Genomic DNA, 26,356 nt, shown 5'->3' on the forward strand with positions numbered 1-26,356 from the left:
GCTAAAAAGGCTGTATTACCAGGGGAAAAGGACAAATTAATCAAACGTTTAATTACCGCTTCGTGGAAAAAAACTTGTCGATTATAGCAAGTGGTTAGCCATTCTGTAAAAAATCTCAAAAATCCACCCATGATTCGACAATAAATACAGCAGATTTTTATGCTAAAGCTTAATTTAGCAGGCTTAAGGAATAATCTAATTAAACGTTTAGTTAACCGACAAAAAACTGCCCTTATTTAACTAGAATTCTAGACTTTTCAAGGGGTTAATGCCCTTTTAACCAAACGATTAGTTAACAACAAAACATGACAATGACAAACTGGCTTAATAAGCACTATCGTTGTAAGGAAAACTGGAAAGGATTATCATGAAGGAAAAGGAAGGGGTTTTGGAATTGAATTTAAATGAATGGTTTGAAAAAGGAATGACCGCAGAAGAATACATCAACTCCATGACGAAAAACAAGGAAGAAATGCTTTCGATTTATGAGGGTTTCAGAGCAACGGCTGCCGACAAGCAAACACTCGAATCAGTAAAAGAAAAAGGATTGCGTGTTCTCGTTTTAACAGAGGATTGGTGCGGGGATGCGATGCTCAATAATCCAATTTTATTAAGGATCGTAGAAGCTGCTGGCATGCAGGTCCGGTTCCTTTTGCGTGATCAGAATCTAGAGTTGATGGATCAGTACTTAACAAATGGTACCTCAAGGGCTATCCCTATTTTTATTTTTATTGACCAAGAAGGAACCGAAGTAAGCGTATGGGGGCCAAGGGCTACAGAAATGCAGGAACTTGTCGCCAAGGGACGAGCGGCCTTACCTGATAAGGAAGCACCAGATTTTCAGGAAAAGCAAATAGCTTTGTATAAGAGCCTCGGTAAAGCCTATCAAGAAGACTCTTCTATATGGCAAACCGTTGCAACCAGTATCATTAAAAATCTTATCAAATAAATAAAACATCCCTAGGCCGTGGCCAGGGATGTTTACATTTTAATTCCTCCGCCTTTTGGCGGAATTCGGTCATTGATTAAGTTCTTATCATTGATTTTTGGCTCAATTCCAAGGATAAGGTTGCGAATATTGGAGCGGTGTAAATAGAGTAAGAATAAAGTAAATAAAACAAAAATAAGTTGATAATTAACATTAGTTGAAATTAAAGAATAAATCAGCAGGCTAAGTCCGACTGAGATACTGCCAAGGAACACATACTTTGTGAGGAAAATGACTAGGAAAAAGGTAGCAAAGGCAATAACCGCCAATGGGAAATTAGCAACAGCTAGTGTTCCAGCGGTTGTAGCAATGGCCTTGCCGCCACGAAAGCCTGCAAAAACCGGAAAACAGTGGCCCACAACAGCGATAAGCCCAAAATAGAGCGGCTCGGCATCAAGATTGAGTATAAGAGGCAGGGAGGCGGCCAAGGCACCTTTTCCAACATCGACAATGACAACGATGATGGCTGAAGTTTTGCCGAGAACTCTCAAGGTATTTGTCGCGCCAGGGTTTTTGCTGCCATGATCTCGAATATCAATGCCAAACAGGAGCTTGCCCACAATTAAGGCAGTAGGAATACTGCCAATTAAGTAGGAAGCAATAAGCAGCAGCCAGATCATAAGTATCATTCCTTTGCTCACGAGTATCTTTATCCCGCATTAACGGGCAGTTAGCCCCCCACCTCAGTTATAGGTAAATACGAGAAATGCTAGGTGGGGGCTAACTGCCCGTAAAAGCTCGGGTAGGTTCAACTTACCATCAGTGAGGGATGAAGCCCCCCACACTAATGGAAGATTCACTTTATTATTTAATAGCATTGTACCATAACTCAATGGTATTATTTTGGTAGAATCCTAATTTATAGAAAAAGGGGATACTTTGATGGATATAATTAATTATGGCCAAGTTGCTAATAGTTATGCTCGGTCAAGAGAAGATATACCAGTAAGTTTAATAGATAGTCTTTATATTCGAGGGATCTTTCTTGATGGAAAAAAAGTAGCTGATATTGGTTGTGGAACAGGTGTATTAACTAGAAAATTGGCGATTAGAAAGGCAGAAATGGTTGGAGTAGATCTTTCAACAGAAATGCTGGAAGAAGCAAAAACCTTAAACCGGTTAAAAAATTTCCAAATTCCCTATTATGTAGGAACATCTGAAAACACAGGTCTAGCAGCAAATCATTATGATATGGTAACAGTAATGCGTGCCTGGCACTGGTTTGACAGAGAAAAAACACTTGAAGAAATCAAGCGGATACTAAAAGCACAGGGGACTTTAATTGTCATCGACTCTGGATTTTTAAAAGATTCAGATGTTGTTAATAAGACCATCGGGGTTGTCTCTAACTTATTCGAGGGAGGGTTAAATCCTTCTGGAACTAAAGCAAAATCGAAGCAGATGATCAATGATTTTCCAGTAGAGTGGTTTGAAGAATGGAGCAACAGCGGCTTTGAGTTAAGGGATTTTTATAAGCTGAATTATTCAGTAAGTTTTACTAAAGAAACCTGGTTAGAACGAATCGAGTCTGTTTCATGGTTAGCTAGGTTAGATTCAGAAACGAGAAAAAATGCGCTAAATACACTTGCGGAAATATTGACTGACCAAGAACCATATGCCATTCCTCATGAGTGTAATGTTTGTATATTAAAATTAAGAGAATAACGGATATTAGATAAAGAGGACAGCGATCCTCTTTTTTTTTTGGCAAATTTACTAGTAATTTTTCTACTATGATGAAATAACCAAAAATATTTTTAACTATCGTGTAGGGTTTTGGCAAATTCATTTCGTCTAATAGTTGTACGATAAAGAGAAAGGGGGAGAGAGCGATTAACGATATAGTTTTAATAGAGAAAGTGTTGGCCGGTGATGATGATGCCTTCCGTCTTTTGGTTGAGAAGTACCGCAATGATGTGTTCCGGACTGTCTTTGCCGTACTACGTGACCTAAAGGAAGCGGAGGATGCTGCGCAAGAAGTGTTCTTGAAAATTTATACCTCTCTCCCCCGTTACGAGCATCAAGGTTTTAAAACATGGATGACCAGGATTGCAGTTAACCATGCGATTGATGTGCAAAGAAAGCAGGCAAGGCAGAGCGTTGAGGTCGTTGAGGCTTTAGAGCAGCAGGCATTTGGGACACCAAAGGATAGTATTGAAAAAGAAATGATTCAAAACGAGCGGCAGAGGCAGGTCAGAAAAAGACTAAATGAACTGCCTGACAATTATCGTGATGTCATCTATGGATTTTATATAGCAGAAAAAAGCTATCAGCAGATGGCTGAGGAACAAAAGGTACAGGTGAAAACGATTGAAACGAAACTTTACCGGGCCAGGCACTGGATGAAGAAGAATTGGAAGGAGGACGATTTTTCGTGAAACATTATAGCTTTGATGAGTGGTTGAAATATGTAAGAGATGAAGTTGAGGAAAAAGAACGTGGGAAAGCAGAAGAGCATTTATATTCTTGTGACACATGTCTAGAGGAATACCTGCAAGCTTTATCGGAACATGAATCTTCCTTTCCAGTTTTATCCGATGAAAGTGTATTTACAGACGCTGTAATGGCTGAGGTATTAATGCATAAGGAAATACAAACTGACGTAAAGGTAGCTAAGGTAGTAAAAAAGAAAAAGCCTTATTATCAGCAGGTAGCCTTTCACTATTTTCTCGCAGCAGCTGCGACTCTAATGCTAATGTTATCAGGTGTTTTTCAATCACTTGTATCGTATGCAAGTACGATAGAAGGAGCTAAAACGAAGGAAGTAAAGCCCTCTGTAACGGAAGGGATGATTGATAAAACGTTTGCGTGGATGGATTCATTAGAAAAAAAGGAGGCAAATAAGAAATGAAAAGTTCAACAAAGGCATTAACACTCTCGCTTTTCCCAGGCCTCGGCCATATCTATTTCGGAAACATGTTTCGTGGTGTCTTTTATTTATTAAGTGTTATCGGATGTGCATTTATTACCGTAATTGGGCTGTTAACAGGTACCGGAGAAATTGCCATCTTGGCCTTTATGGCAGGAATCTTTCTCTACTTAATCAGCTTTATTGATATGGGTGTTCAGATCTCCAAACAAAAGAAAAGGATAAAAGCTTCGATAAATCCAAACGATCCGCAATTTCAAAGCTCCCAGGATTCAGAACGTTTTTATACGATTGTCTTGTCGTTTATTCCGGGGTTAGGACATTTCCAGCTTGGCTTGATGAATCGTGGACTGACTTTATTAGCAGCGTTTTTAGGTCTTGCTGTCATGGTCATTTTTGTAACAGCATTAAGTAATCGTTCGGAGTTCCTTGTTTTCTTAGCAGCATTACCTGTTATCTGGGTATATGGTTTCTTTGACTCCGTCCAGCAGCTCAATAAAAAGCAGCGCGGGGAGGAGCTTGTGGATCGGACTATTTTTGAAGACTTTGAAACCCGTCGTGAGGACGGGAAGAAAAGCAAGGCAATTGCCACATTCTTATCAATCTTTCCAGGTGCAGGGCATTTATATTTAGGTCTTCAGCGCCGGGGAATTCAATTAATGGCAGCCTTTCTCTTTTCTATCTATATCTTAGATGTTTTACGGCTTGGAATCTTCTTATTTTTAATCCCGATTATTTGGTTTTACAGCTTTTTTGATAGTATGCAAAAGGTATCACGCTATGGTGAGGAAGAAATCGAGGATGTTCCGATTATTTCTTATTTAATTAACCATCAAAAGTGGGTAGGAATTGGGCTTATTCTTTTAGGTTTATATTATCTGCTGTTGAATGTATTTATTCCTGTTGTGTCACCGGTCCTGACGAATGCCCTCAATTTTGATTTTATGTATTGGTTCAATACTTATTTCCAGACGGGGCTTGTATGTGTGCTGTTAATTGGCGGCGGGATTAAGCTTTTATCTGGCAGTAAACATAAGAGGGAGGCTGGAAGTCATGAGTAAATGGAAAAACACGTTAGCAGGAGTAGTCTTAATCGGAGCCGGGATTGGGTTCCTTTTTAGAAATAGAAAGGAGGGGCAGGAATGAGAACATGGCGTGTTGGTACGTTTTCGATGGGGGCATCGCTCATTTTTCTTGGGATCTTCCTTTTTGTATCTAAATTATCGGGTTTTAATCTGGCCCATGTGATGATGGGGTGGTGGCCGCTCTTATTAATTGTGCTTGGTGCTGAGATTCTTCTTTACTTATTATTCTCAGGTCAGGAAAAACCTGTACTAAAATATGATATTCTTAGTATTCTCTTTATAGGTGTGCTTGGAACGGTTGGAATCGGGTTTGCTATTCTTAGTACTTCTGGGATCATGGGGAAGGTTGAGGAGGTTGTGGCCAGGGAGGAGCGGTCATTTTCACTTCCTGATTTTTCTTATCAAACCGATGAAAGTATTAAGCGTGTTGTCTTAAGACCTGCAAGCTATCAACTAACGATTGAAGCAACCGACGAGGCGGAGGTTTCGATGTTTGGGACATATCGGACGCAGGCTTCTAGAGATAAAGTGATTGTATCGCAGGTGGATGAATATGTTTCTGCAACTAAAAAGGGAGATACTCTCTATGTGAATGTGAAGACTCTTCCAAATGAAACAGGACCATTTTATTCTCACCAGGAAGTGGCGGCTACCATTTTGATTCCGAAGGACATGAAATTGGAGGTAATCGGCAATGGAAATCAGTTTAACTTAAAACCACGGGCGCTTGAAAATGATTGGAGTATTCATAGTGCATCATCCTTGGATATTGAGGTAGAAAAGGAAAGTGATTTAAGGATTTCTGCGGTTGGCATTACGGATGTATTTGATGAGGACAGTGAGTGGGAAGTTACGGAAACAAGTGATTCAGGCAGTGAATATGAAGGTGTTGAACGAAATGCGGTTTATCAGTCAGGGGACGGAACGTATCAGATTAACATCAATAATACTCATCGTATCAGTTTGATTACTAATCAATAATCATCTTACTTTTTTGCAAAATAATAAAAATCGAGTATGATATTAGACGGTAGGTAAAAAGGACAAACTAGAACTTATGGATTCACAATGATTGTAAGCTTTAATTGTAATTGATAGAATAAAGTAGAGAAAATATACTGGATTTGATTTCAAAAATAGGATGATGAAACTTGAAAAGAGCACGACTAATCTATAATCCTACATCCGGACGGGAAATTCTTAAGAGGCATCTTCCGGAGATTCTTGAAAAGCTTGAACAGGCTGGCTATGAGGCATCCTGCCATGCAACAACGAGTGCTGGTGATGCAACGAATGCGGCACGGATCGCAGTTGAACGACAATATGATGTGGTGATTGCAGCAGGTGGAGATGGAACGATTAATGAGGTAGTAAACGGACTCGCTGAACAGGAGTATCGGCCGAAATTAGGGATTATTCCTGCAGGTACAACAAATGACTTTGCGCGTGCCCTTCATATCCCAAGAGATATTGGTGCTGCTGTCGATATTATTACCAAAGGTGACCGAATCCCGGTAGATATCGGCCGCATTAATGATCGTTACTTCATCAATATTGCAGGCGGCGGAAGAATCACCGAGCTTACATATGAAGTGCCAAGTAAGCTAAAGACGATGCTCGGTCAGCTTGCCTATTATTTAAAAGGTATGGAGATGCTCCCATCCATTAAAGCTTCGGATTTAACAATTGAGTATGATGGTAAGCTGTTTGAAGGTGAAGCGATGTTGTTCCTTGTTGGACTCACGAATTCAATTGGCGGATTTGAGAAAATTGCTCCTGATTCCTCGATTAACGATGGTTTATTTTCATTGTTGATCGTGGAGAAAATTAACCTGGCAGAGTTTGTACGCATTGCTACTTTAGCGATTCGCGGAGAGCATGTGAATGACCCGCATGTGATTTATACAAAAGCCAGTAGAATTAAAGTTCATTCACAAGAGAAGGTCCAGTTAAACCTAGATGGTGAATTTGGCGGCCTGCTCCCAGCTGAGTTCGCGAACCTATATCGCCATTTAGAAGTATTTGTTCCGATTGACGACATCCGGCCGCTCGATTTACCAATAGATTGGGTGCCGGAAAAGAGATATAGCTAAAAAAGCTTGTTCCTTAGTGGAACGGCTTTTTTGTTTTATAAAAAAAGGAAATTGTTTACTATACCGTATTAAGTATATAATGAAAAAAAACGGTTTGAAAGAAAAGGGGCGAGGGGAATGAAGGCATTCATTAATATCGATTATACATATGATTTTGTTGCAGATGCTGGCAGATTAACATGTGGACTGCCTGGCCAGGCAATTGAAAAGAAAATCGTGGAGTTGACGGAGGAATTTATCGCTAATGGTGATTATGTTGTCTTTGCCGTTGATGTACATGATGAAGGCGATGAATATCATCCGGAAACTAAGCTATTTCCACCACATAATATTCGCGGGACTTCTGGCAGGGATTTGTTTGGCAGCCTGATGGGGGTTTATGAGTTGAATAAAGAGCGTGAAAATGTTGTTTATATCGATAAAACAAGATATTCTGCCTTCGCCGGTACTGATTTAGAAATTAAGCTCCGTGAGCGCGGTATAACTGAGGTTCATTTGGTTGGAGTATGTACAGACATTTGCGTTCTTCATACGGCTATTGACGCCTATAACAAAGGCTTTAAAATTGTAGTCTACAAGGATGCTGTTGCCTCTTTCAACCAACAAGGTCATGAATGGGCATTGGGGCATTTTGAACAAACGCTTGGAGCTATGGTGAAATAGATTTTATCATGATAAAATGATGTAATATGTTGAAAAAGCAGGTTTTCGGAGGTTATTATGAAACACATTTATCAGGATGATAGTTTGACGCTGCATACCGATCTGTACCAGATCAATATGGTAGAAACCTATTGGAGAGATGGAATCCATAATAAACGTGCAGTATTTGAACTATTTTTCCGCAAGCTCCCGTTTGGAAACGGCTATGCTGTTTTTGCAGGTTTAGAAAAAGTAATCCAGTTTATCCAAGGCTTCGGCTTCACTGAAGAGGACCTTAACTATTTGAAAAATGAAGTCGGCTACGAAGAGGACTTCCTTGAGTATTTGAAAGGAATTCGGTTTACAGGAACCATTCGCTCCATGAAAGAGGGAGAGCTCGTATACGGAAATGAGCCGATCTTAAGTGTGGATGCCCCGCTGGCTGAAGCGCAATTGATTGAAACGGCTTTGTTAAATATGATTAACTATCAAACACTTATTGCGACAAAAGCATCACGGATTAAGCAAGTGGTCGGTTCTGAGGTGGCGATGGAGTTTGGTTCCCGCCGCGCGCAGGAAATGGATGCAGCGGTCTGGGGAACAAGAGCAGCTTACTTGGCTGGATTTGAAGCGACAAGTAATGTCCGTGCCGGTAAAATGTTTGGTATCCCAGTCTCTGGAACACATGCACACTCCATGGTCCAGGCTTATAAGGATGAATATACCGCATTTAAAAAATATGCCGAGTCACATAAGGACTGTGTGTTTTTAGTGGATACCTACGACACACTGCGTCTCGGTGTGCCAAACGCGATTAAAGTGGCGAGAGAAATGGGCGATAAGATTAATTTTAAAGGAGTCCGTCTCGACAGCGGCGACCTTGCTTATCTTTCAAAAGAGGCGCGCAAACAGCTTGATGAAGCAGGATTTAAAGACGCGAAAATCTTTGCGTCAAGTGATTTAGATGAGTACACGATTTTGAACCTGAAGGCTCAAGGGGCAAAAATTGACAGTTGGGGAATCGGTACGAAGCTGATCACTGCTTACGAGCAAGCGGCACTTGGTGCGGTGTATAAGATTGTTTCTATTGAAAACGAAAAAGGCGAGATGGAAGATACAATAAAAATTTCATCAAATCCTGTTAAAGTCACTACACCTGGTTTAAAGAAAATCTACCGGATAATAAACAATAAAAACAACCACGCTGAGGGAGATTACATCGCGCTAGAGGAAGAACGGATCCCAGAAAAGCGTTTGAGAATGTTTCACCCAACCCACACTTACATTAATAAGGTGGTAACAAACTTTACAGCTCGAGAGCTTCACGAAGATATCTTTATCGGCGGTGAACTGGTCTACGAAACACCATGCCTTAGTGTATCAAGAGAGTATTTGAAAAAAAACCTCGATGCCCTTTGGCCAGAATACAAACGCACCATGAACCCAGAAGAATACCCCGTCGACCTAAGCCAAAAATGCTGGGACAACAAAATGAAAAACATCCAAGAAGTACGCGAAAAAGTAAAAGCAATGAAAGAATAGGAAGCATGGGGACGGTTCTCCTGCTTCTTTTTTTTATTCCACCTATTTTCCAATAATTGTAGAAAGGGACCTATTTATTGTAGAATAAGCCTTCAATTTTGTAGAATAAGGGCTGGATTTTGTAGAATCCCGAACTCAAACCACTCAAATAACAAGATAATGAACAATGTGGAGGAGACATTTCGTTTTTTACTAGTTAGTATGTTACAATTTCCTAGTCAAAACTGAGAAAAGGAAGAAACCAATGACAAGAACAATACCTGTAACTAAAAATGATTACATAGATGTTGTATTTGAAGACTTAACCCATGATGGGGCTGCAGTTGCTAAAGTTGAAGGCTACCCGTTATTCGTTCCAAATGGTTTGCCTGGTGAAAAGGCTAAGATAAAAGTCATTAAGGCGAACAAGGGATATGGCTTTGGGCGTCTAATGGAATTATATGAAAAGAGCCCCTATCGGGTGGAAGTTCCAAATGACGAGGCTCATAAATATGGTGGAACCCAGCTTTCACATATCAATTATGAAGGGCAGCTAAAGTACAAGGAAATCCAAGTTCGCCAGGTGTTGACCCGAATTGGCAAACTGGAGGATGTAAAGGTGCATCCAATCCTAGGAATGGACAACCCATGGAATTATCGAAACAAAGCGCAAGTTCCCGTTGGTGTAAAAGATGGAAAGCTGGTAGCTGGCTTTTTTAAGCCGAGAAGCCATGAAATTGTGGATACGGATGAAAGTGTGATTCAGCTTCCAGAAGTAAATGAAGCCATTCAGACGATTAAGGAAATATGCATTGAGCTAAATATTTCTGCTTATGATGAAGAGAATCATAAGGGTGTACTTCGCCACATTATGGCTCGATACGGTAACCAAACTGGAGAACTAATGGTGGTTATTGTTACTAGATCTTTAAAAATTCCAAATAAAGAACAGTTAGTTGAAAAAATTGTTGCGCGGCTGCCTAAGGTAAAATCGATTGTCCATAACATCAATTCAATACGTACGAACGTGATTCTTGGTGAAAAGACAACAGTCCTCTGGGGCAATGAGGTCATTTATGATTATATTGGTGATGTGAAATTTGCGATTTCTGCTTTGTCGTTTTATCAAGTGAATCCAGTCCAAACGAAGGTACTCTATGATAAGGCCCTTGAGTATGCTGGGTTAAGCGGTGATGAATCTGTTATTGATGCGTACTGCGGGATCGGGACCATTTCATTATTTTTAGCGCAAAAAGCAAAAAAGGTTTTCGGTGTTGAAGTCGTAAAAGAGGCAATTGAGGATGCAAAGCGGAATGCTGAACTGAACGGATTTACAAACGCTGAGTTTGCTGTAGGGGAAGCAGAAGTAGTGATACCGAAGTGGTATAAGGAAGGCAACAGAGCAGATGTACTGATAGTTGACCCGCCGCGCAAAGGCTGTGACGAAGCGTTGCTGCAAACGATTATTGAGATGAAGCCGAAAAAGGTTGTCTATGTCTCCTGCAACCCAGCAACATTAGCACGGGACCTAAGAATTCTAGAAGACGGGGGCTATAAAACAGTAGAAGTCCAACCAGTAGATATGTTCCCACATACGACGCACGTGGAGTGTGTATCGCAGTTAATTTTGAAATAGTCTGCGATTACCACTCAAGCCATGTTGAATGCGTTGTGCAGCTAGTATTTAAATAGTAGAGATAACGTTCAGCCCAGCTACAAAACTGGGCTTTTTGTATGCAAGCTTTTTTGTCGTTCATATTTGGGACATAATGATAAAAATCGCCAAAATGAGGCTTGTGCCAGGCACCTGATTGTTAAAATTCTTTTAAATGTATAGATAAAATCTATACCATCTGCTTTTTTGTTTATAAAAAGTACCATTCAGGACCGATTTTCGTTAAAATAATATTGCCGATTTCACAATAGTTTTGCACAAATTAAAAATGTCCAAATGTACTTGTGTTTGATAATAAGTTATTAAGCATGATATAAGTGTAAAAGAATTAGAACATTTGGTTTTATATTTTTTGACCGAGAGTTTGAAGTTGTATCCATATTGAGGGGATTTGAGTTTAAAATGATAAATAATTTTTGGCGTGATTTACCACGACCATTTTTTGTACTTGCACCTATGGAAGATGTAACAGATGTTGTTTTTCGTCACGTAGTAAGTGCAGCCGGTCGACCGGATGTGTTTTTCACAGAGTTTACAAACTCGGATAGCTATTGTCATCCAGAGGGCATGAAAAGTGTGCGTGGTCGTTTGACTTTTACAGAAGATGAACAGCCATTGGTAGCACATATTTGGGGGGATAATCCCGCATATTTCCGTCAAATGAGTATTGGCATGGCAGAGCTAGGATTTAAAGGCATCGATATAAATATGGGCTGCCCGGTACCGAATGTGGCATCGAGAGGGAAGGGTAGTGGCCTTATTCTCCGTCCAGACGTTGCGGCAGAACTTATTCAAGCAGCAAAAGCGGGCGGTCTGCCTGTTAGCGTGAAAACACGACTTGGCGATAAGGATGTCAATGAGTATGAGGAGTGGCTAACGCATATTTTAAAACAGGATATTGCGAACCTTTCTATTCATTTACGTACGAGAAAGGAAATGAGCCAAGTAGATGCGCATTGGGAGTTAATTCCGGAGATTAAAAAATTACGTGACCGTATTGCACCCAATACGCTATTAACAATCAATGGAGACATTCCTGACCGTCAAACTGGGCTGAAGCTTGCTGAACAATATGGTATTGATGGCGTTATGATCGGGCGAGGGATTTTTAAAAATCCTTTTGCTTTTGAAAAAGAGCCAAGAGAGCATAGCAGTAAAGAATACCTGGATCTTTTAAGACTGCAGCTTGATCTTCAAGATCAATATGCGGAAGTACTGCCACGTTCAATCACAGGACTTCACCGCTTTTTCAAAATTTATGTCAAAGGATTTCAGGGAGCTGGAGCATTAAGAAATCAATTGATGAACACGAAATCAACAGATGAAGTACGAGCATTGCTTGATAACTTTGAAAAGAATGTTGATGGGACGGGGACAGTGAAATGATGTAACTCTCAAAAAGTTAGAGAGAAAATGAGTCACATCAACTCAGGTGTACTTATTTTATTTAGTTTTAAGTTCCTTTGCAGCCGGCAACTTTATCTATAAGGAGTCATAGGGAATTTGTGGATAAGGGTGTGAATAAAACGCAGGACAAAGAGGGTGGGAAGAGAAAAATCCTACCCTTTTTCCTGTGCAAAAAGCTAGAGGGGAACACAACTTTAGTCTAATTAAAAGCTCTGTTAAAATTTAATGTTGATAACGGATAAAAAACGATGGCACACACTGCATTTGTTTAAATAGAAAGCTGGTTGAACGGAAGTTTTTTAAGAGTGAGGCATTAAAAAAACATTAAAGAAAATATTAATAAAGATTTGATATGAACGAGGGTTAAAAATAGATAATAAATTTAAATTGGAGGGTAATAGTTGAAAACGATATACAACTTTTTATTTATTTTAAGTGTACTCTGTTTAGTTGCATTTGTTTTATTAGCTAATATATATGATTCTGATTTCGTGAAATACTTCGATATTCAAACAATAAAGTCTATTCAAGGATTAGAACAACCAATCCTAACTACTATCATGAAATTTTTTAGTTATATCGGCGATACAATACAAGTAATCATTATTTCCATAATAATACTAGTAATTCTCTATAAGGTGTTTCATCAAAGAGTTGAGTTAATTCTCTTTACGATTGTGTTAGTTGGGTCCACAACCTTAAATGTGTTACTAAAGACCTTTTTTCAAAGAGAACGTCCTATCTTTTATCAAATGGTTATCGAAGAGAGTTTCAGTTTTCCTAGCGGGCACTCAATGGCAGCATTATCATTGTATGGAATCATTAGTTTTCTGTTGTGGAGGCATATACCTAAACAAAGTGGTCGTATCGTTTTAATTACAGTAAGTGCTATTTTCATTCTTGTTATTGGGATAAGTCGAATATATCTAGGTGTTCACTATCCGAGTGATATAGTAGGTGCCTATTTAATTAGTGGTTTTTGGCTTATGTTTACAATATGGGGATTCATAAATATTAGGGAAAGAAGTTTAAGAAAAGATAGAACAGCTGTAAATGATTCTCCTCAATGAAATAAAAGCAATATAGCTAAAATCCATTCATATTAGAAAAAAGAAATTAATTGTAAAGTAAGGCGGTTACCTTCATGTTTTTATTTGAACCTATTCCGTGGTATTCAATTCTGATGTGGTTTATAGTGGTTGCTTTCCTAATACTAGTAAATGAAATTGCTCGGAGGAGCAAGTGGTTTTCACTCTTTTTGTTTTTGCTATTGCCGATTATGTTAGCTTTTGCAGTTTGGCCAAAAACAGTTGAAAAAGACTCTGAAATAGGGACATGGTTTGATTGGTTAAAAGTCTATTCTGCATTATTAAGTTGTTTAGGCTTCCTTGCTATGAGGTTTATTAAAGGATTGATCACCAACAAGTATATTTTAATGTTTCCTGCAATTGCTTTAGTATTAAATATTCTTTTAGCTGTTATGGTTGATTTTCAAGTCTATCCTCTTAATGGAAATGTAAATGGGGTAATGCGGATTGGTGGACCTTGGAACATCATGAATGGGATTGCTGGTATCTTCAACATGGTCACGATTTCAGGCTGGGTTGGTATTTTTAACAGTAAAGATAAATATAAAGATTTAATATGGCCAGATCAAATGTGGTTTTGGATCATTGCATATAATCTTTGGAACTTTGCTTTTGTCTATAACTGTATTACAGACCACGCCTTTTATTCAGGTGCAGCCTTATTAATTTCATCAGTAATTCCAGCCTTTTTGATTAAAAAGGGAGCCTGGCTTCAACATCGGGCACAAACCTTGGCTATTTGGATGTTATTTGTCATGTCCTATCCGGCCTTTGTTAGTGATTCTATATTTGCTGTACAATCCTCCCATAGTATAGCAGCACTTTTGTTTATTAGCAGTCTTTCACTAATTTCAAATCTCGCAGTTTTGGTTTATCACTTGTATAAAATAATAAAACATATGCGTAATCCGTTAAAAGAGGAAGTCTATATTGATTTAGCTGGGTACAAGAAAATAGTTGAACTACACTCATCAGCAAAAGGAAAGTAATGTTTTACATTTAGACCATTGTAAATAATAGCTCATTTCAAGGACGAAGAACCTATATATTGCAGTAGTGCAAAATTGTCGTACTAACAATGTTTTTTATTTATAAGAGGTAGTATAAGGGGGTCATAAAAATAGATAAAAAACCATAGCAACATGGTAATTGCAGAATGGGCAAACGAAGAAGAGGAAAAATTGAAAGAAACTATTCGAAGGCATAGAGAAAATGAATTGAACATGGAAAAGCAAAGAAATGAACGTTTTGAGTAAAAAGTGTTAGATTTTAATTGGACGTAATGTAAAAAAATAAGGTGAGCTTATTACATCTCATAATGTTAATTTCCTACCGTCAGCATTCCACACATGTTGAGTGCGTAGCTCAACTCCAGAAATAAATACTGAGAACCCCATGCAGTCCAATATTACACAAAACCCTCGATAACTCTTATTGGAGCAGCGAGGGTTGAGAGTTTATATAATCGTTAGGAAGTTTTGCATCAATTTTGAATGGTAAATACCTGGTGTGAGAGGCGGGGGAGAGTTACCCCTACCTCTCATTTCTGATTTATTCTTGCTTTTTTGCTAGACCCGCAGGCATTTGTTTTACATGAATATCTAAAGCAGCCTGCATTCCATTATAGACAACAGATACCTTCGATTTCCCCTTTTTAACTGCCTGAACTATATTTTTCTCAATAGAAACGATAGAATCATCTTCGCTTGTGAAAACTAAACCTGAAGATAACACCTTTTCAGAACCATCAAAATAAGTCCCTTTAATGACAACTTGGGCGGTTTCACCCTCTCTCAACGAGCCAGGGCCTTCAATAGAAATGGATACTGGGTTGGCAGCAATTGCTCCCACTATCCCATTTTCTGTGCCTGCAGTATTCAATACACTTTCAGGAGTAATTCGCAAGAAATTGCCATAAAGAATATTACCTTCTTCATCTCTTGCAAACTTCTCAGGAACTTCAATACTGACAAAGTCTTTTGCTGAAATGACGGTTCCTTTGCTATTAGATGTTTGTGTTCCGTTAAAGAAGAAATTCGTATGATCCCTGTTTCCTGAAACAAAATCCTCTACCGCACCAGATTTTGTTCGGAAGGAAAGATTGTTTCTAAATGTCCCTTGCTCTTCTGCCGAAAAATACGGATTGATTCGAAATACATAGTTAAAACGCTTGTTATCAAAAGATGTATTGTTTTCAACAATCATTTTACCTGGGTTAAAGTTGTCTGTGAACCCATCCATGTTGTTGTCAAACGCGATATTGCTGCGGAGAATATGCGCAACTGGCAGACCTTCTCCACCGACTTTAAAGCCACTTCCAGAAGTTCCTTCCTCGTTGTAGCCATTGCTAAGCTTTCCATTGGAGTAAGAAATATTTCCTTCTAGCGTGACTGGCATATTAGCGCCTTCGTTTGTTCTGTTGTACAGATCCCAACCATCATCGATATTGTGATGAGCAATGTTCCCTCTAAACACGTTGCCAACACCGACACCTAGTTTCGCTGCAAACCCATCTGCATTGATATCAGAGGTATCACGGTTATCATGCGATTCACAGTTTAAGATCAAATTATACTTTGGCCATAAGTCAGGGTTTGAGCCACTTCCGCTGATATGAAGACCGGTATCGCCGTTATAGTTGAATACCATTTGCTCGATAATATTATGATCTCCACTTACTCTCATTCCTGTGGAAGCTGATTTTGTAATCTGAATTCCAGCAATTTGCCAGTAATCTGCATTCAATTGAAGAATGTTACTAAGTTTACCTTGACCGTCAATCACAACCTTTTCACCATTATAAGCGGCCAATGTTTTCAGATTATCCTTCGTACCACTATATTCTTTTTTTATGTTAACCACTGCACTAGGAGTATACGTTCCTCCGCGCATAAAAATCGTCTCGCCAGGAAGAACATATTTAATTGCTGTTTCTAGATCCAATGGATCCTCGAGCGTTCCTTTGGCTGTGCTGCTTCCCTCTTGGGAAACAAATAACCCTTTGCCGCTGTTATAAATTTTCTTCGTTACCGTGATATTTTTTGTAATAGGCGTTGTAGATGGTCCTTCTGTTGGTGTGTAGGTCACCCTAAAGTTTGCTGCTTCGTTTACTAACTGTGTATTAAACGAATAAACTTCATTTTCTTGAACGGCTGCGGTATTGACGACTTCCTCTCCATCTTTTTTCACGGAAACCGTTCCGTTATAATTCGCCAGTACTTTCAAGTCATAGTTTTCAGAACCTACTTCTTCTGCAGAAACGATGTTCATCGACGGATTAGCTTGTGCAGGCGGTTCCGGTTTATATGGGACTGTATCGGCTTCACTGATAGTTAGCTTCGCATTTTCAATCGTCATTTTTGCATTTCTGGCCGCATAAAACCCAACATACATGTTATCTGGGTCAATCACTTGAACGAAATCAGCCCCTTGGACTCTTTGTTCGAATGTTTTTTCTTCATTATCAAGGGTGAAGGTGGCTGACATGATGAACTCTGTATTCGTTCTTTCTAGCTTGACCTTTACAGGTTTGCCGGTCAGAAGCTTATAATCAGAATTAGACTTGGATATAAATGCTGAAGCCTTTAACTGGCTTCCAAGATTTCCCCAAGGATATAAAACCCCTGTTCGGTAAATAGGAGAAACACCATGGCGCATCATTCCAACGCCAAAAATATTGGAAGCTGCCGGAACTTCTTCGTATCCTAGAATCATTGGGTCCTGTCGCGCACCGCCAATGGCGTCTCTTACCATGATCCCAGCACTTTCCTGCCCGTTTGCGTTCGCCCCTGTTTCTGGCCCGAAATGGTCAATCGTCATATCTGCTTCTAAGACAAAATTATCTGTGTTAGGATCAAGCTTTGTATAGTAAAAAGTCAATCCATCATGCCCGGGTGCGAGCTTGCCTCCCCGGCTCTCCAACGTGATTTTTCCATCAATTGTGCCAGGATTTTCCGGTACTGCATAGTTTGTACCAACTTTCTCAGGTAACACATTTGCAGAAAAATTTAAATCGGTTGACTGACCAAATGTATTACCTTGCCAAGTTAAGCTTGTTGCATCCGTTATCTCCTTGCTTTCAGCCGTTTCAGCCGTAAATGCCATCGGGGCCGAAGCCGATACCATTAGCAAAGCAGCTAAAGAAACGCTGAGAATCTTCGAAAACGTTTTCAAAATTACTCACTCCTTTTTAGAGGTTTGGATTGTTTGGGGCATCGGGACAGGCTCCATGTTCCATTTTTCATCAGGACTCCCTTTCAAAATAGAGATGTTCCCTTAATCACCAATTCTCACAAAATCTTCGCCGAAACATTTAATTGTTCGTAGAGAACTCTAAGAAAGTAAAGCTTCATTTAGGATGGAAACCGCCTTTTTCCTTTCCCAATTCCACTAATTGGTCTAAGCTTCTCGTCATCAGTGTCCTATGTACCCATCCTCTTTGTAAGCGTTAACAAACAAAAGGAAAAATTGTTTTCCATTCCTTATGAACTGAATATCAAGGAATTTTGCAGCATTGCGAACATTAATACCAGGGGCAACTTTTCCTTTGGACGTATTACAACGAGGACGATAAAGTGGTACCTGGTAGAGGAGTGCAAAAGTTGCTGTTCCCTAACAACAATTCAGCCTATCAAGATAGGCCAATGACCCGTAATCTAAAAGAGAGCCATTCTTGTTCCCTTTTAAATTATCTTGAACATACTCACCCTCCTTCCTGATTCTTAGGCATATTATATAAAAGTTCAATTTTTAAACAAGATAAAAACTTAAGATAAATGTTTAATATTTTAAGAGTTTTTCCCACCGATAATTTGAACTGAAACAAATCCATCTCCTATCTTCATCGACGGTTCTGTATATAGGTACTTAAAAATTTGCTCATTAATCTTAAAATCTTTAATTTTTTATGAAATCGTTTTCTCTTACAATGGGAACAAGGTAGCGGATTGAAAGTAGGAGGGCATCGATATGAAAAAGTATGTTATTTGCGGTGTTAGTAATCGGGCAATACAAATGTTTATTGGTCCAATTGTAAATGAGTTTTCCAAAGAAAATGAGGTTGTCGGTCTGCTAGATTCTGACCCTCAGCGCTTTACTGTCTGCAAAGAAAAGTTCCCGGCCCTTGAAAGAGTTCCCTCGTTTTCCCCAGAGCAATTTGAAACAATGATTGATCAAACAAAGCCGGACTTTTGTATTGTGGCTGGCAGGGATGATACTCATGTTGAATATATTTTAAAATCTTTGAAGAGACAGGTTAACGTGATAACAGAAAAACCAATGGTGACAAACTCAGCTGATGCCTGCAAAGTAATTCAGGCTGAAGCTGAGAGCACTGCCGAAGTTATTGTCACGTTTAATTACCGATATAGTCCTTTTCATCGAAAAATTAAAGAGATGATCCTTGAAGGAAAGGTTGGTAGAATCACTTCTATTGATCTCAATTGGTATATTGATACCTTCCATGGTTCTAGTTATTTTAGAAGATGGAACCGGGAGAGGGAACTTTCTGGAGGCTTGTCCATTCATAAATCGACCCATCACTTTGATCTTGTAAATTGGTGGCTTGATCAAAAACCAGAAGAAGTGTTTGCATACGGGGATTTGAATTATTACGGTCCGAATGGAGAATTGAACCCACGGAAAGTACAAAGTCGTTTTTGCGGAACATGTGATGATAAGAATAACTGTGCTTATTTTAGACGTTGGAATCCGCGAAGCGGTTCTAGTAATGTAAGAGATGACCACCTTCTGGCAGGGGTTTATGAGGAGGTCCCTTATACGAATTACCGCCCTGATGCTTGTATTTATGATGAAGAGATAAAAATTGAAGATACGTATGTGGCTGCAGTTAAATATGATGGCGGCAGTCTGCTGAGCTATTCCATTAATTTCTCTGCTCCTTATGAGGGGTATCGTCTCGCCATCAATGGGACGAAAGGTAGGATTGAGACGACTGAGTTTCATGAACCATCAAGAATTCACTTTGAATATCGTGAGCAAACAATCAATTATTTTCCTCTCTTTGGTGCAAAAGAGATGATTGAACTGGTCAAAAATCCGGGAGGTCATGGCGGCGGGGATCCAATCCTGTTGGAGGATCTTTTCCTTGGACCAGACCCTGTCCGAAACTATCCTATTCTTGCGGGAGCAGCTGCTGGAGCCTATTCCATTGCTGTTGGGGAAGGTGTATGGAAATCGGTTCGAGAAAAACGGCCAATTACTATTAAGGAACTTCTTTGCCAAGCCTACACTGCAAAATATTAATCTTGAAAACAGGTAAAAGAATCTTTTAATGATGCCTATTGATTAAAAAACAACTAATTGTCTATTTAGAGCAGAAAAAGGTTAGGCAAAAATTTTAATTAAATATCTTAAAATTTTAATCAAATATCTTAAAATCTTCACTTCAACAAGAAACCGTTTTCATTTAGTATAAGGACATGGAAGGAGGAAACCAGATGAGTTATCCACAAAGTGTTACCGAAAGAGTCGTTAAAAGCAAAAAGGCGGTTAATAAGAAGAAAATTAAAAGTGAAAGTGTTATTCCTTATCTCTTTATTCTGCCATCTTTTCTCATTATACTAGCATTTCTTTTTTACCCGATTGGAACAGTATTCTATTTTAGTCTTCAACACTATGATGTGGCGGCCCCATTCTACAATAGCTTTGCAGGTTTTGAGAACTTTGTAAAAATCTTTACACAAGATAAGATGTTTATACCCAGTTTAGTAAATAGCTTGAAATGGGTTGTATCAGAAGTAGGCCTCCAATTAGTATTTGGAATGATTTTAGCACTGTTATTGAATCAAACCTTTAAACTCAGAGGAGTCGTTCGTGCAATTGCGTTTATCCCTTGGGCGATTTCAGGGGTGCTGGCTTCAACAATGTGGTCATTAATGTTTAATGAGCATATGGGTGTACTAAACGATTTGCTGATGAGATTAGGGCTTGTCAGTGAGCCGCAGGCCTTCCTGTCAAGTACTTCAACGGCATTTGGTGCCGTTATTATAGCAGAGTTATGGAGGGGGATTCCATTCTTCGCAATCACACTGCTGGCTTCTTTACAAAGTATTCCGTCTGAATTATATGAAGCTGCCAAAGTAGATGGGGCAAACAGATGGAAGACGTTTATATTCGTTACTTTGCCGCAATTAAAAAATACAATTATTTTAACCACATTACTAAGGGTTGTATGGGAATTCAACAACGTTGATCTACTGTTTAACTTAACAGGTGGTGGTCCTGCTCATGCAACAACCACACTTACCATGTATATTGCTGATTTAGCTGTTCATGGAAGTAATTTCGGATATGGGTCGGCATTAACAGTTGTATCCTTTGCTATATTGCTAGTATTTGCCATTCTATATCTGAAACTATCCCGATTTGAAAAGGAGTGATCTTAAAGATGTTTTTTAACAAAAAAGTAGACAAAATCTTAACATTATATCTGCCTTTAACTATGATGCTGTCTTTTACGGTTTTTCCTCTCTACTGGACAATAAATACAGCATTTAAGCCTGAAGGGGAAATAGTAAAACGTCCGCTGCAATATTTGCCGGCTAGCCCGACAATTGACAACTTTGTCAATGCTTGGACGAATATTGGTTTTGCTACTTTCTTTAAGAATAGTTTAATCATCGGGATCGCTACGGTTATTACGGTCCTGATATGCTCAACCTTATCCGGTTATGCGTTAGCAAGATACAAATTCAAGGGTAAAAGAAGTTTTATGCTTATGCTCTTATGTACACAATTTATCCCAAGATCGATGATGATTATTCCGTTGTTCATCATTTTCAAAAATCTTGGATTAATCAGTAATCCCCTTTCACTGATCATTACGTATACAGCAATTGAAATTCCGTTCACAACGATCCTAATGAGCGGATTTATCTCAAATGTTCCGAAAGAATTGGAAGAAGCAGCAATGATTGATGGCTGTTCTAAACTGCAATCCTTAAGATATGTAGTCTTGCCATTACTGATGCCAGGTATTGTAGCAACAGCAGTATTTACTTTCATATACACCTGGAATGAATTCTTAATCGCATTGATGTTGACAAACCAACAATCCAAATTTACGCTCCCTGTAGGATTAAGTTCGATGCTGGGTGAATTTAACGTTAACTATGGAGCGCTGGCAGCTGGAAGTGTAATCGCTTTAATTCCTGCAGTTGTATTATTTGCCTACGCACAGAAGCACCTGGTAAATGGAATGGGTGGAGCTGTGAAAGGCTAATTTATTAAATAAAAAAAATTAGGGGGTATTACCATGTTTAAGAAAAAATTAGTAACTTCTGTTTTTGCACTAACAATGGCATCTAGTATGGTGCTTACAGCATGCGGTGGCGCAGGTGAAAAAACGGCGGCTCCAGATAAAGAACCGACAAAGAAAACAGAATCCACTGAACCGGTTAAGATTACTTTCTGGGATGAAAATGCCGGTCCAGCACGTACACCGCATTGGGAAGAAATCATTAAACGATTTGAAGAAAAAAATCCTACTATTGATGTCGAGTATGTTGGGATTCCGAATGCTTCTGCAAAGTCGAAATACGATGCAGCGATCGCAGCTGATGATATGCCGGACATTGGTTCTGTTCAAACAACATGGCTTCCAGAATTCGCAGTTCGTGAAGCATTGCTTCCTATTGATGAATATTTCGAGAAGTCAGACATTAGCAAGAAAATTAACAAGAATGCAACTGATGTAAATAAGAAAGTCACGCATGATGGTAAGCTTTATGGTATTCCTTATGCACAAAACCTGGATGCGTTATGGATCCGTGAAGATTGGTTTAAAGAAAAAGGTGTGAATGAGCCTAAAACATGGGATGAGTTCTTTACTACGATTGAAACAATGAGGGATAAGGATCAAGGGCGTTATGGATTTACGATCCGTGGCGGTGCAGGGGCGTCTTTCACCATTCAAAGAGCGATGTTTGCTTACAGTGGTTTAGACTATTTTGATAAAAATGGCAAGCCGAACATTAACGATCCTAAACACGTAGAATTTGTAGAGAAGTATCTTTCTTACTATGACAAATTTACTCCAAAGAGTGATATTACAAATGGTTATAAAGAAATGATTGCAGGCTTTGACACTGGTGTTGTAGGGATGGTACATCACAACCCTGGTTCATATGGCGAGCACGTTAAGGCTTTACCAGAAGGCACATTCAAGATGATTCCACTGCCAACTACAGAAGACGGCAAATATGTTGCAGAAGGTGGAAATGCAGTTAATTTGGCTATTTTCAAAACTACAAAGCATCCTGAAGCATCATGGAAATTCGTAGAGTTCGTAAACTCTGATGAAGGACAAAGCTACTGGAATTCACAAACTGGACAAATTCCAACTAACAAAGATGTATTAGACGATGAATGGGTACAAAAAGCACAGCACGTTAAGGTAGCAATGGAAGTTTATAATAACCCTGAAACGAAGCTATATGAGCCTCCATTCTATCTTCCAGACTACCGTTCTATTCTTGATAGTGTAGTTGACCCTGGCGTACAAGCAGTAATGAGTGGAAAAATGACAGCGAAAGATTTCCTTGATGAATGGGCAAAAGCAGTGGAAGATTCTAAAGCTAAATATGATCAAACATTTAAAAAGTAATTCATGATCTTTCTGCTGGGTGTTGATTCTATTAACACCCAGTTCCTTTATGTGAAAAATCGGGATCCAAACATCAAATTTTCAAAAAGGAGATAAGGAATTGGTATGAAAACTCAACAAATTGCGAAAGAAACTCCGTTATTGATAGCTGAAAAGGCATGTCAACAATTAATGAAAACGTTCCGTGCCGAGGAGCTGCCTCCAGTGGATTGGTTCCATTATCACCAAGGTGTTTTTCTTTATGGAATGTACAGGGTATGGCAAGAAACAGGCAAGGAAGAGTATTTTCAATATATCCAGGCGTATTATGATCATTTAATTGATGAATATGGAAATGTTGTTTTCGAGAGAGACCAGCTTGATTCTACAATGACGGGGATTCTATTATTCCCATTATATGAAAGAACAAAGAATCCAAAATATATGGCTGCGGCAAAGAAATTAAGAAGTGCGTTGGATTCGATTAACAGAACCTCTGAAAATGGTTTCTGGCATAAGGAGAAATACCCTTATCAAATGTGGTTGGACGGCCTCTTTATGGGTGGCCCGTTCATGCTTATGTACAGCAAGCATTTTCAAGAAGAGGAATTGGTACAGCATGTTCTGCTTCAAGAAAAGTTAATGAGAAAACATATGACAGACCCTAAATCAGGTTTGCTTTTCCATGCGTGGGATGAGAAAAGGGTGCAGCCATGGGCTGATCCTGAAACAGGCTGTTCTCCGGATTTCTGGGGCCGTTCCGTTGGTTGGTACGGTGCAGCACTTATTGATATGCTGGAGGTTTTAGGTGACAAGAAACGTGGTCAAGAGGAATGGATTAAATCCCTTCAAAACTTCGTACCGGCAATTGTAAGATTCCAGGATGAAAAAACCGGCCTTTGGCATAACGTTGTCGATAAAGGAGACCTTCCTGACAATTGGTTAGAATCCTCTTGTTCTGCTTTATTCTTATATTTTATTGCGAAGGCCGTTAAGCATGGTATTGTTGATGAATCATACCGAGAAGTTTGTGACAAAGCCTATGCTGGTTTATTAGAGCATATGGTAGAAACCGACGGCTCTTCCTTTACCTTAAAAGGAATTGTTGTCGGTACATCTGCTGGAACTTACGATTACTACGTGTCCCGCCCAACTTCTGAAAATGACCTTCATGGAATGGGTGCCTTCCTGTTAGGAAGTATGGCTTATTACGATCTTATTAATAATCGTTAAAATGGGCTGCTGACTGTTTAACTGTACTAACCATTGTAATATGAACCTTTTCTTATGCCGCTTCTTTTTGTATAGGAAAAGGTTTTTTATATACTTTTTTTTGGAAAAGAGGTTGATAGAGATAACTTCGGTTGTAAAGGCTTCACCAAAGACAATGAAAGGTGGTAAAATTAGAAGAGATAAAAGTTTCAATATTTCCACTTATAAAAATATTGATATGATAGTAAAGACAAATATCACAGCGGTAATTTGGTTAAATAGGTAAAATATACATGTTTACCACTGAATTTCTGTAATCTAATGTTTAGAGTAGGAGACCTATTTTTTACATATATCGATGGGGGGATCCTGCAGCCATGATAAAAAAAGTAAGATGTTTGATTCGAAAGTATTTTCTTTTTTCTATTAAATCAACGATTAATACTTTGTATCTTCCTATCATTATTATTTTTATATTCATTATTGGATGGGGATCCGCAAAAATTGCTACCGATCAAATAGAAGAAAATGCTTATAAAAATGTGAATGATACGGTTTTTCAAACGAAAAATTATCTGGAATATATGCTTTTTGATGTTTTTCAGCAGCTAGTGGCCTTGGCAAGGGACCCAAAGGTTCTATCATTAATGGTTACCGAAGATTCTGAGATTAAACCACAGTCATATATTGAAATCGATAAAAATTTGCAGAATATTTATTCCCGTAAAAGCGTCATCCTCGATTCGGTCCTTATCGATCTTAATCAAAGTGATTTTTTGCTTTATCGGAGCTATTATGAACCAAAGCCTATCCTTGCATATGAAGATTACTTTTCAAAATTTGAAGGAAGCAAAGAAGGGTATTACTGGGAAAATATACATCACGATCGATTCTTTAACAGTAATGAAAAGGTAATGTCCGTTTTTCAATTAATTGAAAGCGATTCACCTGCACGAAAGGGAATCATTTTATTTAACCTGAAAACGAGCTTTTTTGAACAAGTATTAAGCAAATCATTAATCGGAGAAAATGGTTATCTCGCCCTAGTTAGTCCTGATGGCGTTTTTCGGTCTAAGCAGGTATTAGAAAAATACAAGGCAGATGAACAAACATTACAGAGTTTTCAAAATTTAGAACAAGAAAAAGGTCAATTCTCCTTTACTAGTAAAGAAGGAGAAAAGATGATAGCTATTTATGATACAATAGATGTTAATAATTGGAAATTGGCAGCTATCTTTCCTGAAGCTGAAATTTTAAACAATGTGAATTATATTAAACATTTTACTCTTGTTCTTATCGTACTATTAGTACTCAGCGCCATATTTTTAACAAACATTGTTGGAAAGTACATTTCTAAACCATTTAAACAAATGGCTCAGCAAATGGACAAAATTAATGATAAAAATCTTGAATTAAACTATGAACTGTCAGGTCCGGATGAAATGAAAGTCCTTCACAATGGCTTTAATGAATTAATTTTTAGAATTAATGCCTTAATGGATCAAATTCTTTTGGAACAAGAGGAGAAACGGCAGTTGGAATTCGCAATCATGCATGCTCAAATCAATCCCCATTTCTTATATAATACGCTTTATTCCATTAAAGGGTTGTGTGATATGGGGCTTAATAAGGATGCCAGTCAAATGGTAAGTGAACTTTCAAGCTTTTTCCGCATTGGAATCAGTAAAGGAAAGGAAATTTTGACAATAAAAGAAGAAATTGAACATATTCAGCATTATTTGTATATCCAAGAAATGCGGTATGGTGACGATTTTTCCTATGAGCTTGACGTGGACATAGAGATTCTTTCCTATAACATTATTAAGCTATCATTGCAGCCGCTTATCGAAAACGCCATTTACCATGGTGTAAAGCAAAGACGAGGACGAGGTAAAATCTGTGTCAGAGGATATCAGGCTAAAGATACGATTCATTTTGAAGTGGCTGATAATGGCCATGGGATTGAAATAGAAAAATTAAAGGATATAGTAACCGATTTAGAAACCTCTTTTAAGGAGAAAAAGAAATTTATTGGCGTTGGCCTAAAAAGTGTCAATGAACGGATTAAAATCCACTTTGGACTTGAATATGGTCTTACCATTACTAGTGAACCTGATAAAGGAACCGTAGTTAGCATCATTATTCCCAAAACAAGAGGGGAGATCAGTTAGT

Annotated in this window: 22 protein-coding genes; 20 read left to right on the top strand and 2 right to left on the bottom strand. The window is 38.7% G+C overall.

The window, feature by feature from the left end; genetic code table 11:
- Nucleotides 1-394: 394 nt before the first annotated feature.
- Nucleotides 395-949 (top strand): thioredoxin family protein, encoded by a 555-nt coding sequence (locus tag BTR25_RS06200; protein WP_075687353.1) that lies wholly within the window; start codon nucleotides 395-397, stop codon nucleotides 947-949.
- Between the two features lie 32 nt (nucleotides 950-981).
- Here BTR25_RS06200 and plsY read toward each other — a convergent pair whose 3' ends face one another.
- Nucleotides 982-1,608, bottom strand: a complete 627-nt coding sequence (gene plsY, locus BTR25_RS06205; protein ID WP_075687183.1) for a glycerol-3-phosphate 1-O-acyltransferase PlsY — start codon at nucleotides 1,606-1,608, stop codon at nucleotides 982-984.
- A 262-nt stretch (nucleotides 1,609-1,870) separates the two neighbouring features.
- Between plsY and BTR25_RS06210 the strand changes: the two genes are divergently transcribed.
- The 13 genes from BTR25_RS06210 (at nucleotide 1,871) to BTR25_RS06265 (ending at nucleotide 14,357) form a co-directional block, all read left to right on the top strand.
- Entirely contained in the window at nucleotides 1,871-2,653 is a 783-nt protein-coding gene (locus BTR25_RS06210; RefSeq protein ID WP_075687185.1) for a class I SAM-dependent methyltransferase, read from the top strand.
- Nucleotides 2,654-2,850: 197 nt separating this feature from the next.
- Nucleotides 2,851-3,366: a sigma-70 family RNA polymerase sigma factor gene (locus BTR25_RS06215; protein ID WP_254842640.1), complete on the top strand. Its 516-nt coding sequence runs from the start codon at nucleotides 2,851-2,853 to the stop codon at nucleotides 3,364-3,366.
- A complete protein-coding gene (locus tag BTR25_RS06220) occupies nucleotides 3,363-3,839 on the top strand; it encodes an anti-sigma factor (RefSeq protein WP_075687188.1) in 477 nt (158 codons plus the stop codon). Before BTR25_RS06215 ends, BTR25_RS06220 begins: the two co-directional genes overlap by 4 nt.
- Nucleotides 3,836-4,918, top strand: coding sequence for a hypothetical protein (locus tag BTR25_RS06225; protein WP_075687190.1), 1,083 nt, complete (start codon nucleotides 3,836-3,838; stop codon nucleotides 4,916-4,918). Before BTR25_RS06220 ends, BTR25_RS06225 begins: the two co-directional genes overlap by 4 nt.
- Nucleotides 4,911-5,003 (top strand): LPXTG cell wall anchor domain-containing protein, encoded by a 93-nt coding sequence (locus BTR25_RS27045; RefSeq protein WP_139311184.1) that lies wholly within the window; start codon nucleotides 4,911-4,913, stop codon nucleotides 5,001-5,003. The genes BTR25_RS06225 and BTR25_RS27045 overlap by 8 nt, the downstream gene beginning before the upstream one ends.
- Complete coding sequence (locus tag BTR25_RS06230; protein ID WP_075687192.1) at nucleotides 5,000-5,923, top strand: hypothetical protein; 924 nt, start codon at nucleotides 5,000-5,002, stop codon at nucleotides 5,921-5,923. Before BTR25_RS27045 ends, BTR25_RS06230 begins: the two co-directional genes overlap by 4 nt.
- A gap of 170 nt (nucleotides 5,924-6,093) precedes the next feature.
- A complete protein-coding gene (locus BTR25_RS06235) occupies nucleotides 6,094-7,035 on the top strand; it encodes a diacylglycerol kinase (protein WP_075687193.1) in 942 nt (313 codons plus the stop codon).
- A gap of 117 nt (nucleotides 7,036-7,152) precedes the next feature.
- On the top strand, nucleotides 7,153-7,698 hold the full coding sequence (locus tag BTR25_RS06240; protein WP_075687195.1) for a cysteine hydrolase family protein: 546 nt from the start codon (nucleotides 7,153-7,155) through the stop codon (nucleotides 7,696-7,698).
- 57 nt (nucleotides 7,699-7,755) lie between these two features.
- A complete protein-coding gene (locus BTR25_RS06245) occupies nucleotides 7,756-9,219 on the top strand; it encodes a nicotinate phosphoribosyltransferase (RefSeq protein ID WP_075687197.1) in 1,464 nt (487 codons plus the stop codon).
- 244 nt (nucleotides 9,220-9,463) lie between these two features.
- Complete coding sequence (gene rlmD / locus BTR25_RS06250) at nucleotides 9,464-10,834, top strand: 23S rRNA (uracil(1939)-C(5))-methyltransferase RlmD (protein ID WP_075687199.1); 1,371 nt, start codon at nucleotides 9,464-9,466, stop codon at nucleotides 10,832-10,834.
- 441 nt (nucleotides 10,835-11,275) lie between these two features.
- Complete coding sequence (locus BTR25_RS06255; RefSeq protein ID WP_175596705.1) at nucleotides 11,276-12,259, top strand: tRNA dihydrouridine synthase; 984 nt, start codon at nucleotides 11,276-11,278, stop codon at nucleotides 12,257-12,259.
- Between the two features lie 422 nt (nucleotides 12,260-12,681).
- A complete protein-coding gene (locus BTR25_RS06260) occupies nucleotides 12,682-13,350 on the top strand; it encodes a phosphatase PAP2 family protein (RefSeq protein ID WP_075687202.1) in 669 nt (222 codons plus the stop codon).
- A gap of 74 nt (nucleotides 13,351-13,424) precedes the next feature.
- Nucleotides 13,425-14,357: a DUF5692 family protein gene (locus BTR25_RS06265; RefSeq protein WP_075687203.1), complete on the top strand. Its 933-nt coding sequence runs from the start codon at nucleotides 13,425-13,427 to the stop codon at nucleotides 14,355-14,357.
- 562 nt (nucleotides 14,358-14,919) lie between these two features.
- On the opposite strand, the gene BTR25_RS06270 is transcribed toward BTR25_RS06265, so the two are convergent.
- Nucleotides 14,920-17,541 (bottom strand): right-handed parallel beta-helix repeat-containing protein, encoded by a 2,622-nt coding sequence (locus BTR25_RS06270; protein ID WP_075687205.1) that lies wholly within the window; start codon nucleotides 17,539-17,541, stop codon nucleotides 14,920-14,922.
- Nucleotides 17,542-18,336: 795 nt separating this feature from the next.
- Between BTR25_RS06270 and BTR25_RS06275 the strand changes: the two genes are divergently transcribed.
- The 6 genes from BTR25_RS06275 (at nucleotide 18,337) to BTR25_RS06300 (ending at nucleotide 26,355) form a co-directional block, all read left to right on the top strand.
- Nucleotides 18,337-19,632 (top strand): Gfo/Idh/MocA family protein, encoded by a 1,296-nt coding sequence (locus BTR25_RS06275; protein WP_075687207.1) that lies wholly within the window; start codon nucleotides 18,337-18,339, stop codon nucleotides 19,630-19,632.
- Between the two features lie 194 nt (nucleotides 19,633-19,826).
- Nucleotides 19,827-20,768, top strand: a complete 942-nt coding sequence (locus BTR25_RS06280) for a carbohydrate ABC transporter permease (RefSeq protein ID WP_075687208.1) — start codon at nucleotides 19,827-19,829, stop codon at nucleotides 20,766-20,768.
- A gap of 8 nt (nucleotides 20,769-20,776) precedes the next feature.
- Entirely contained in the window at nucleotides 20,777-21,610 is an 834-nt protein-coding gene (locus BTR25_RS06285; protein ID WP_075687210.1) for a carbohydrate ABC transporter permease, read from the top strand.
- Between the two features lie 33 nt (nucleotides 21,611-21,643).
- On the top strand, nucleotides 21,644-22,993 hold the full coding sequence (locus BTR25_RS06290) for an ABC transporter substrate-binding protein (RefSeq protein ID WP_075687211.1): 1,350 nt from the start codon (nucleotides 21,644-21,646) through the stop codon (nucleotides 22,991-22,993).
- 105 nt (nucleotides 22,994-23,098) lie between these two features.
- On the top strand, nucleotides 23,099-24,205 hold the full coding sequence (locus BTR25_RS06295; protein ID WP_075687213.1) for a glycoside hydrolase family 88/105 protein: 1,107 nt from the start codon (nucleotides 23,099-23,101) through the stop codon (nucleotides 24,203-24,205).
- Between the two features lie 356 nt (nucleotides 24,206-24,561).
- A complete protein-coding gene (locus tag BTR25_RS06300; protein ID WP_139311185.1) occupies nucleotides 24,562-26,355 on the top strand; it encodes a sensor histidine kinase in 1,794 nt (597 codons plus the stop codon).
- Nucleotide 26,356 lies beyond the last annotated feature (1 nt).

The organism is Bacillus sp. MRMR6 (assembly GCF_001940785.1).
In the GTDB taxonomy this organism is placed as follows: domain Bacteria; phylum Bacillota; class Bacilli; order Bacillales; family Cytobacillaceae; genus Neobacillus.

Bases quoted from the DNA above. Each gene is read 5' to 3' on its own strand.
- BTR25_RS06295 (WP_075687213.1), top strand. From the start codon at position 23,099: ATGAAAACTCAACAAATTGCGAAAGAAACTCCGTTATTGATAGCTGAA.
- BTR25_RS06240 (WP_075687195.1), top strand. From the start codon at position 7,153: ATGAAGGCATTCATTAATATCGATTATACATATGATTTTGTTGCAGAT.
- BTR25_RS06285 (WP_075687210.1), top strand. From the start codon at position 20,777: ATGTTTTTTAACAAAAAAGTAGACAAAATCTTAACATTATATCTGCCT.
- BTR25_RS06290 (WP_075687211.1), top strand. From the start codon at position 21,644: ATGTTTAAGAAAAAATTAGTAACTTCTGTTTTTGCACTAACAATGGCA.
- BTR25_RS06255 (WP_175596705.1), top strand. From the start codon at position 11,276: ATGATAAATAATTTTTGGCGTGATTTACCACGACCATTTTTTGTACTT.
- BTR25_RS06225 (WP_075687190.1), top strand. From the start codon at position 3,836: ATGAAAAGTTCAACAAAGGCATTAACACTCTCGCTTTTCCCAGGCCTC.
- BTR25_RS06280 (WP_075687208.1), top strand. From the start codon at position 19,827: ATGAGTTATCCACAAAGTGTTACCGAAAGAGTCGTTAAAAGCAAAAAG.
- rlmD (WP_075687199.1), top strand. From the start codon at position 9,464: ATGACAAGAACAATACCTGTAACTAAAAATGATTACATAGATGTTGTA.
- BTR25_RS06210 (WP_075687185.1), top strand. From the start codon at position 1,871: ATGGATATAATTAATTATGGCCAAGTTGCTAATAGTTATGCTCGGTCA.
- BTR25_RS06275 (WP_075687207.1), top strand. From the start codon at position 18,337: ATGAAAAAGTATGTTATTTGCGGTGTTAGTAATCGGGCAATACAAATG.
- BTR25_RS27045 (WP_139311184.1), top strand. From the start codon at position 4,911: ATGAGTAAATGGAAAAACACGTTAGCAGGAGTAGTCTTAATCGGAGCC.
- BTR25_RS06245 (WP_075687197.1), top strand. From the start codon at position 7,756: ATGAAACACATTTATCAGGATGATAGTTTGACGCTGCATACCGATCTG.
- BTR25_RS06300 (WP_139311185.1), top strand. From the start codon at position 24,562: ATGATAAAAAAAGTAAGATGTTTGATTCGAAAGTATTTTCTTTTTTCT.
- BTR25_RS06230 (WP_075687192.1), top strand. From the start codon at position 5,000: ATGAGAACATGGCGTGTTGGTACGTTTTCGATGGGGGCATCGCTCATT.
- BTR25_RS06265 (WP_075687203.1), top strand. From the start codon at position 13,425: ATGTTTTTATTTGAACCTATTCCGTGGTATTCAATTCTGATGTGGTTT.
- plsY (WP_075687183.1), bottom strand. From the start codon at position 1,608: ATGATCTGGCTGCTGCTTATTGCTTCCTACTTAATTGGCAGTATTCCT.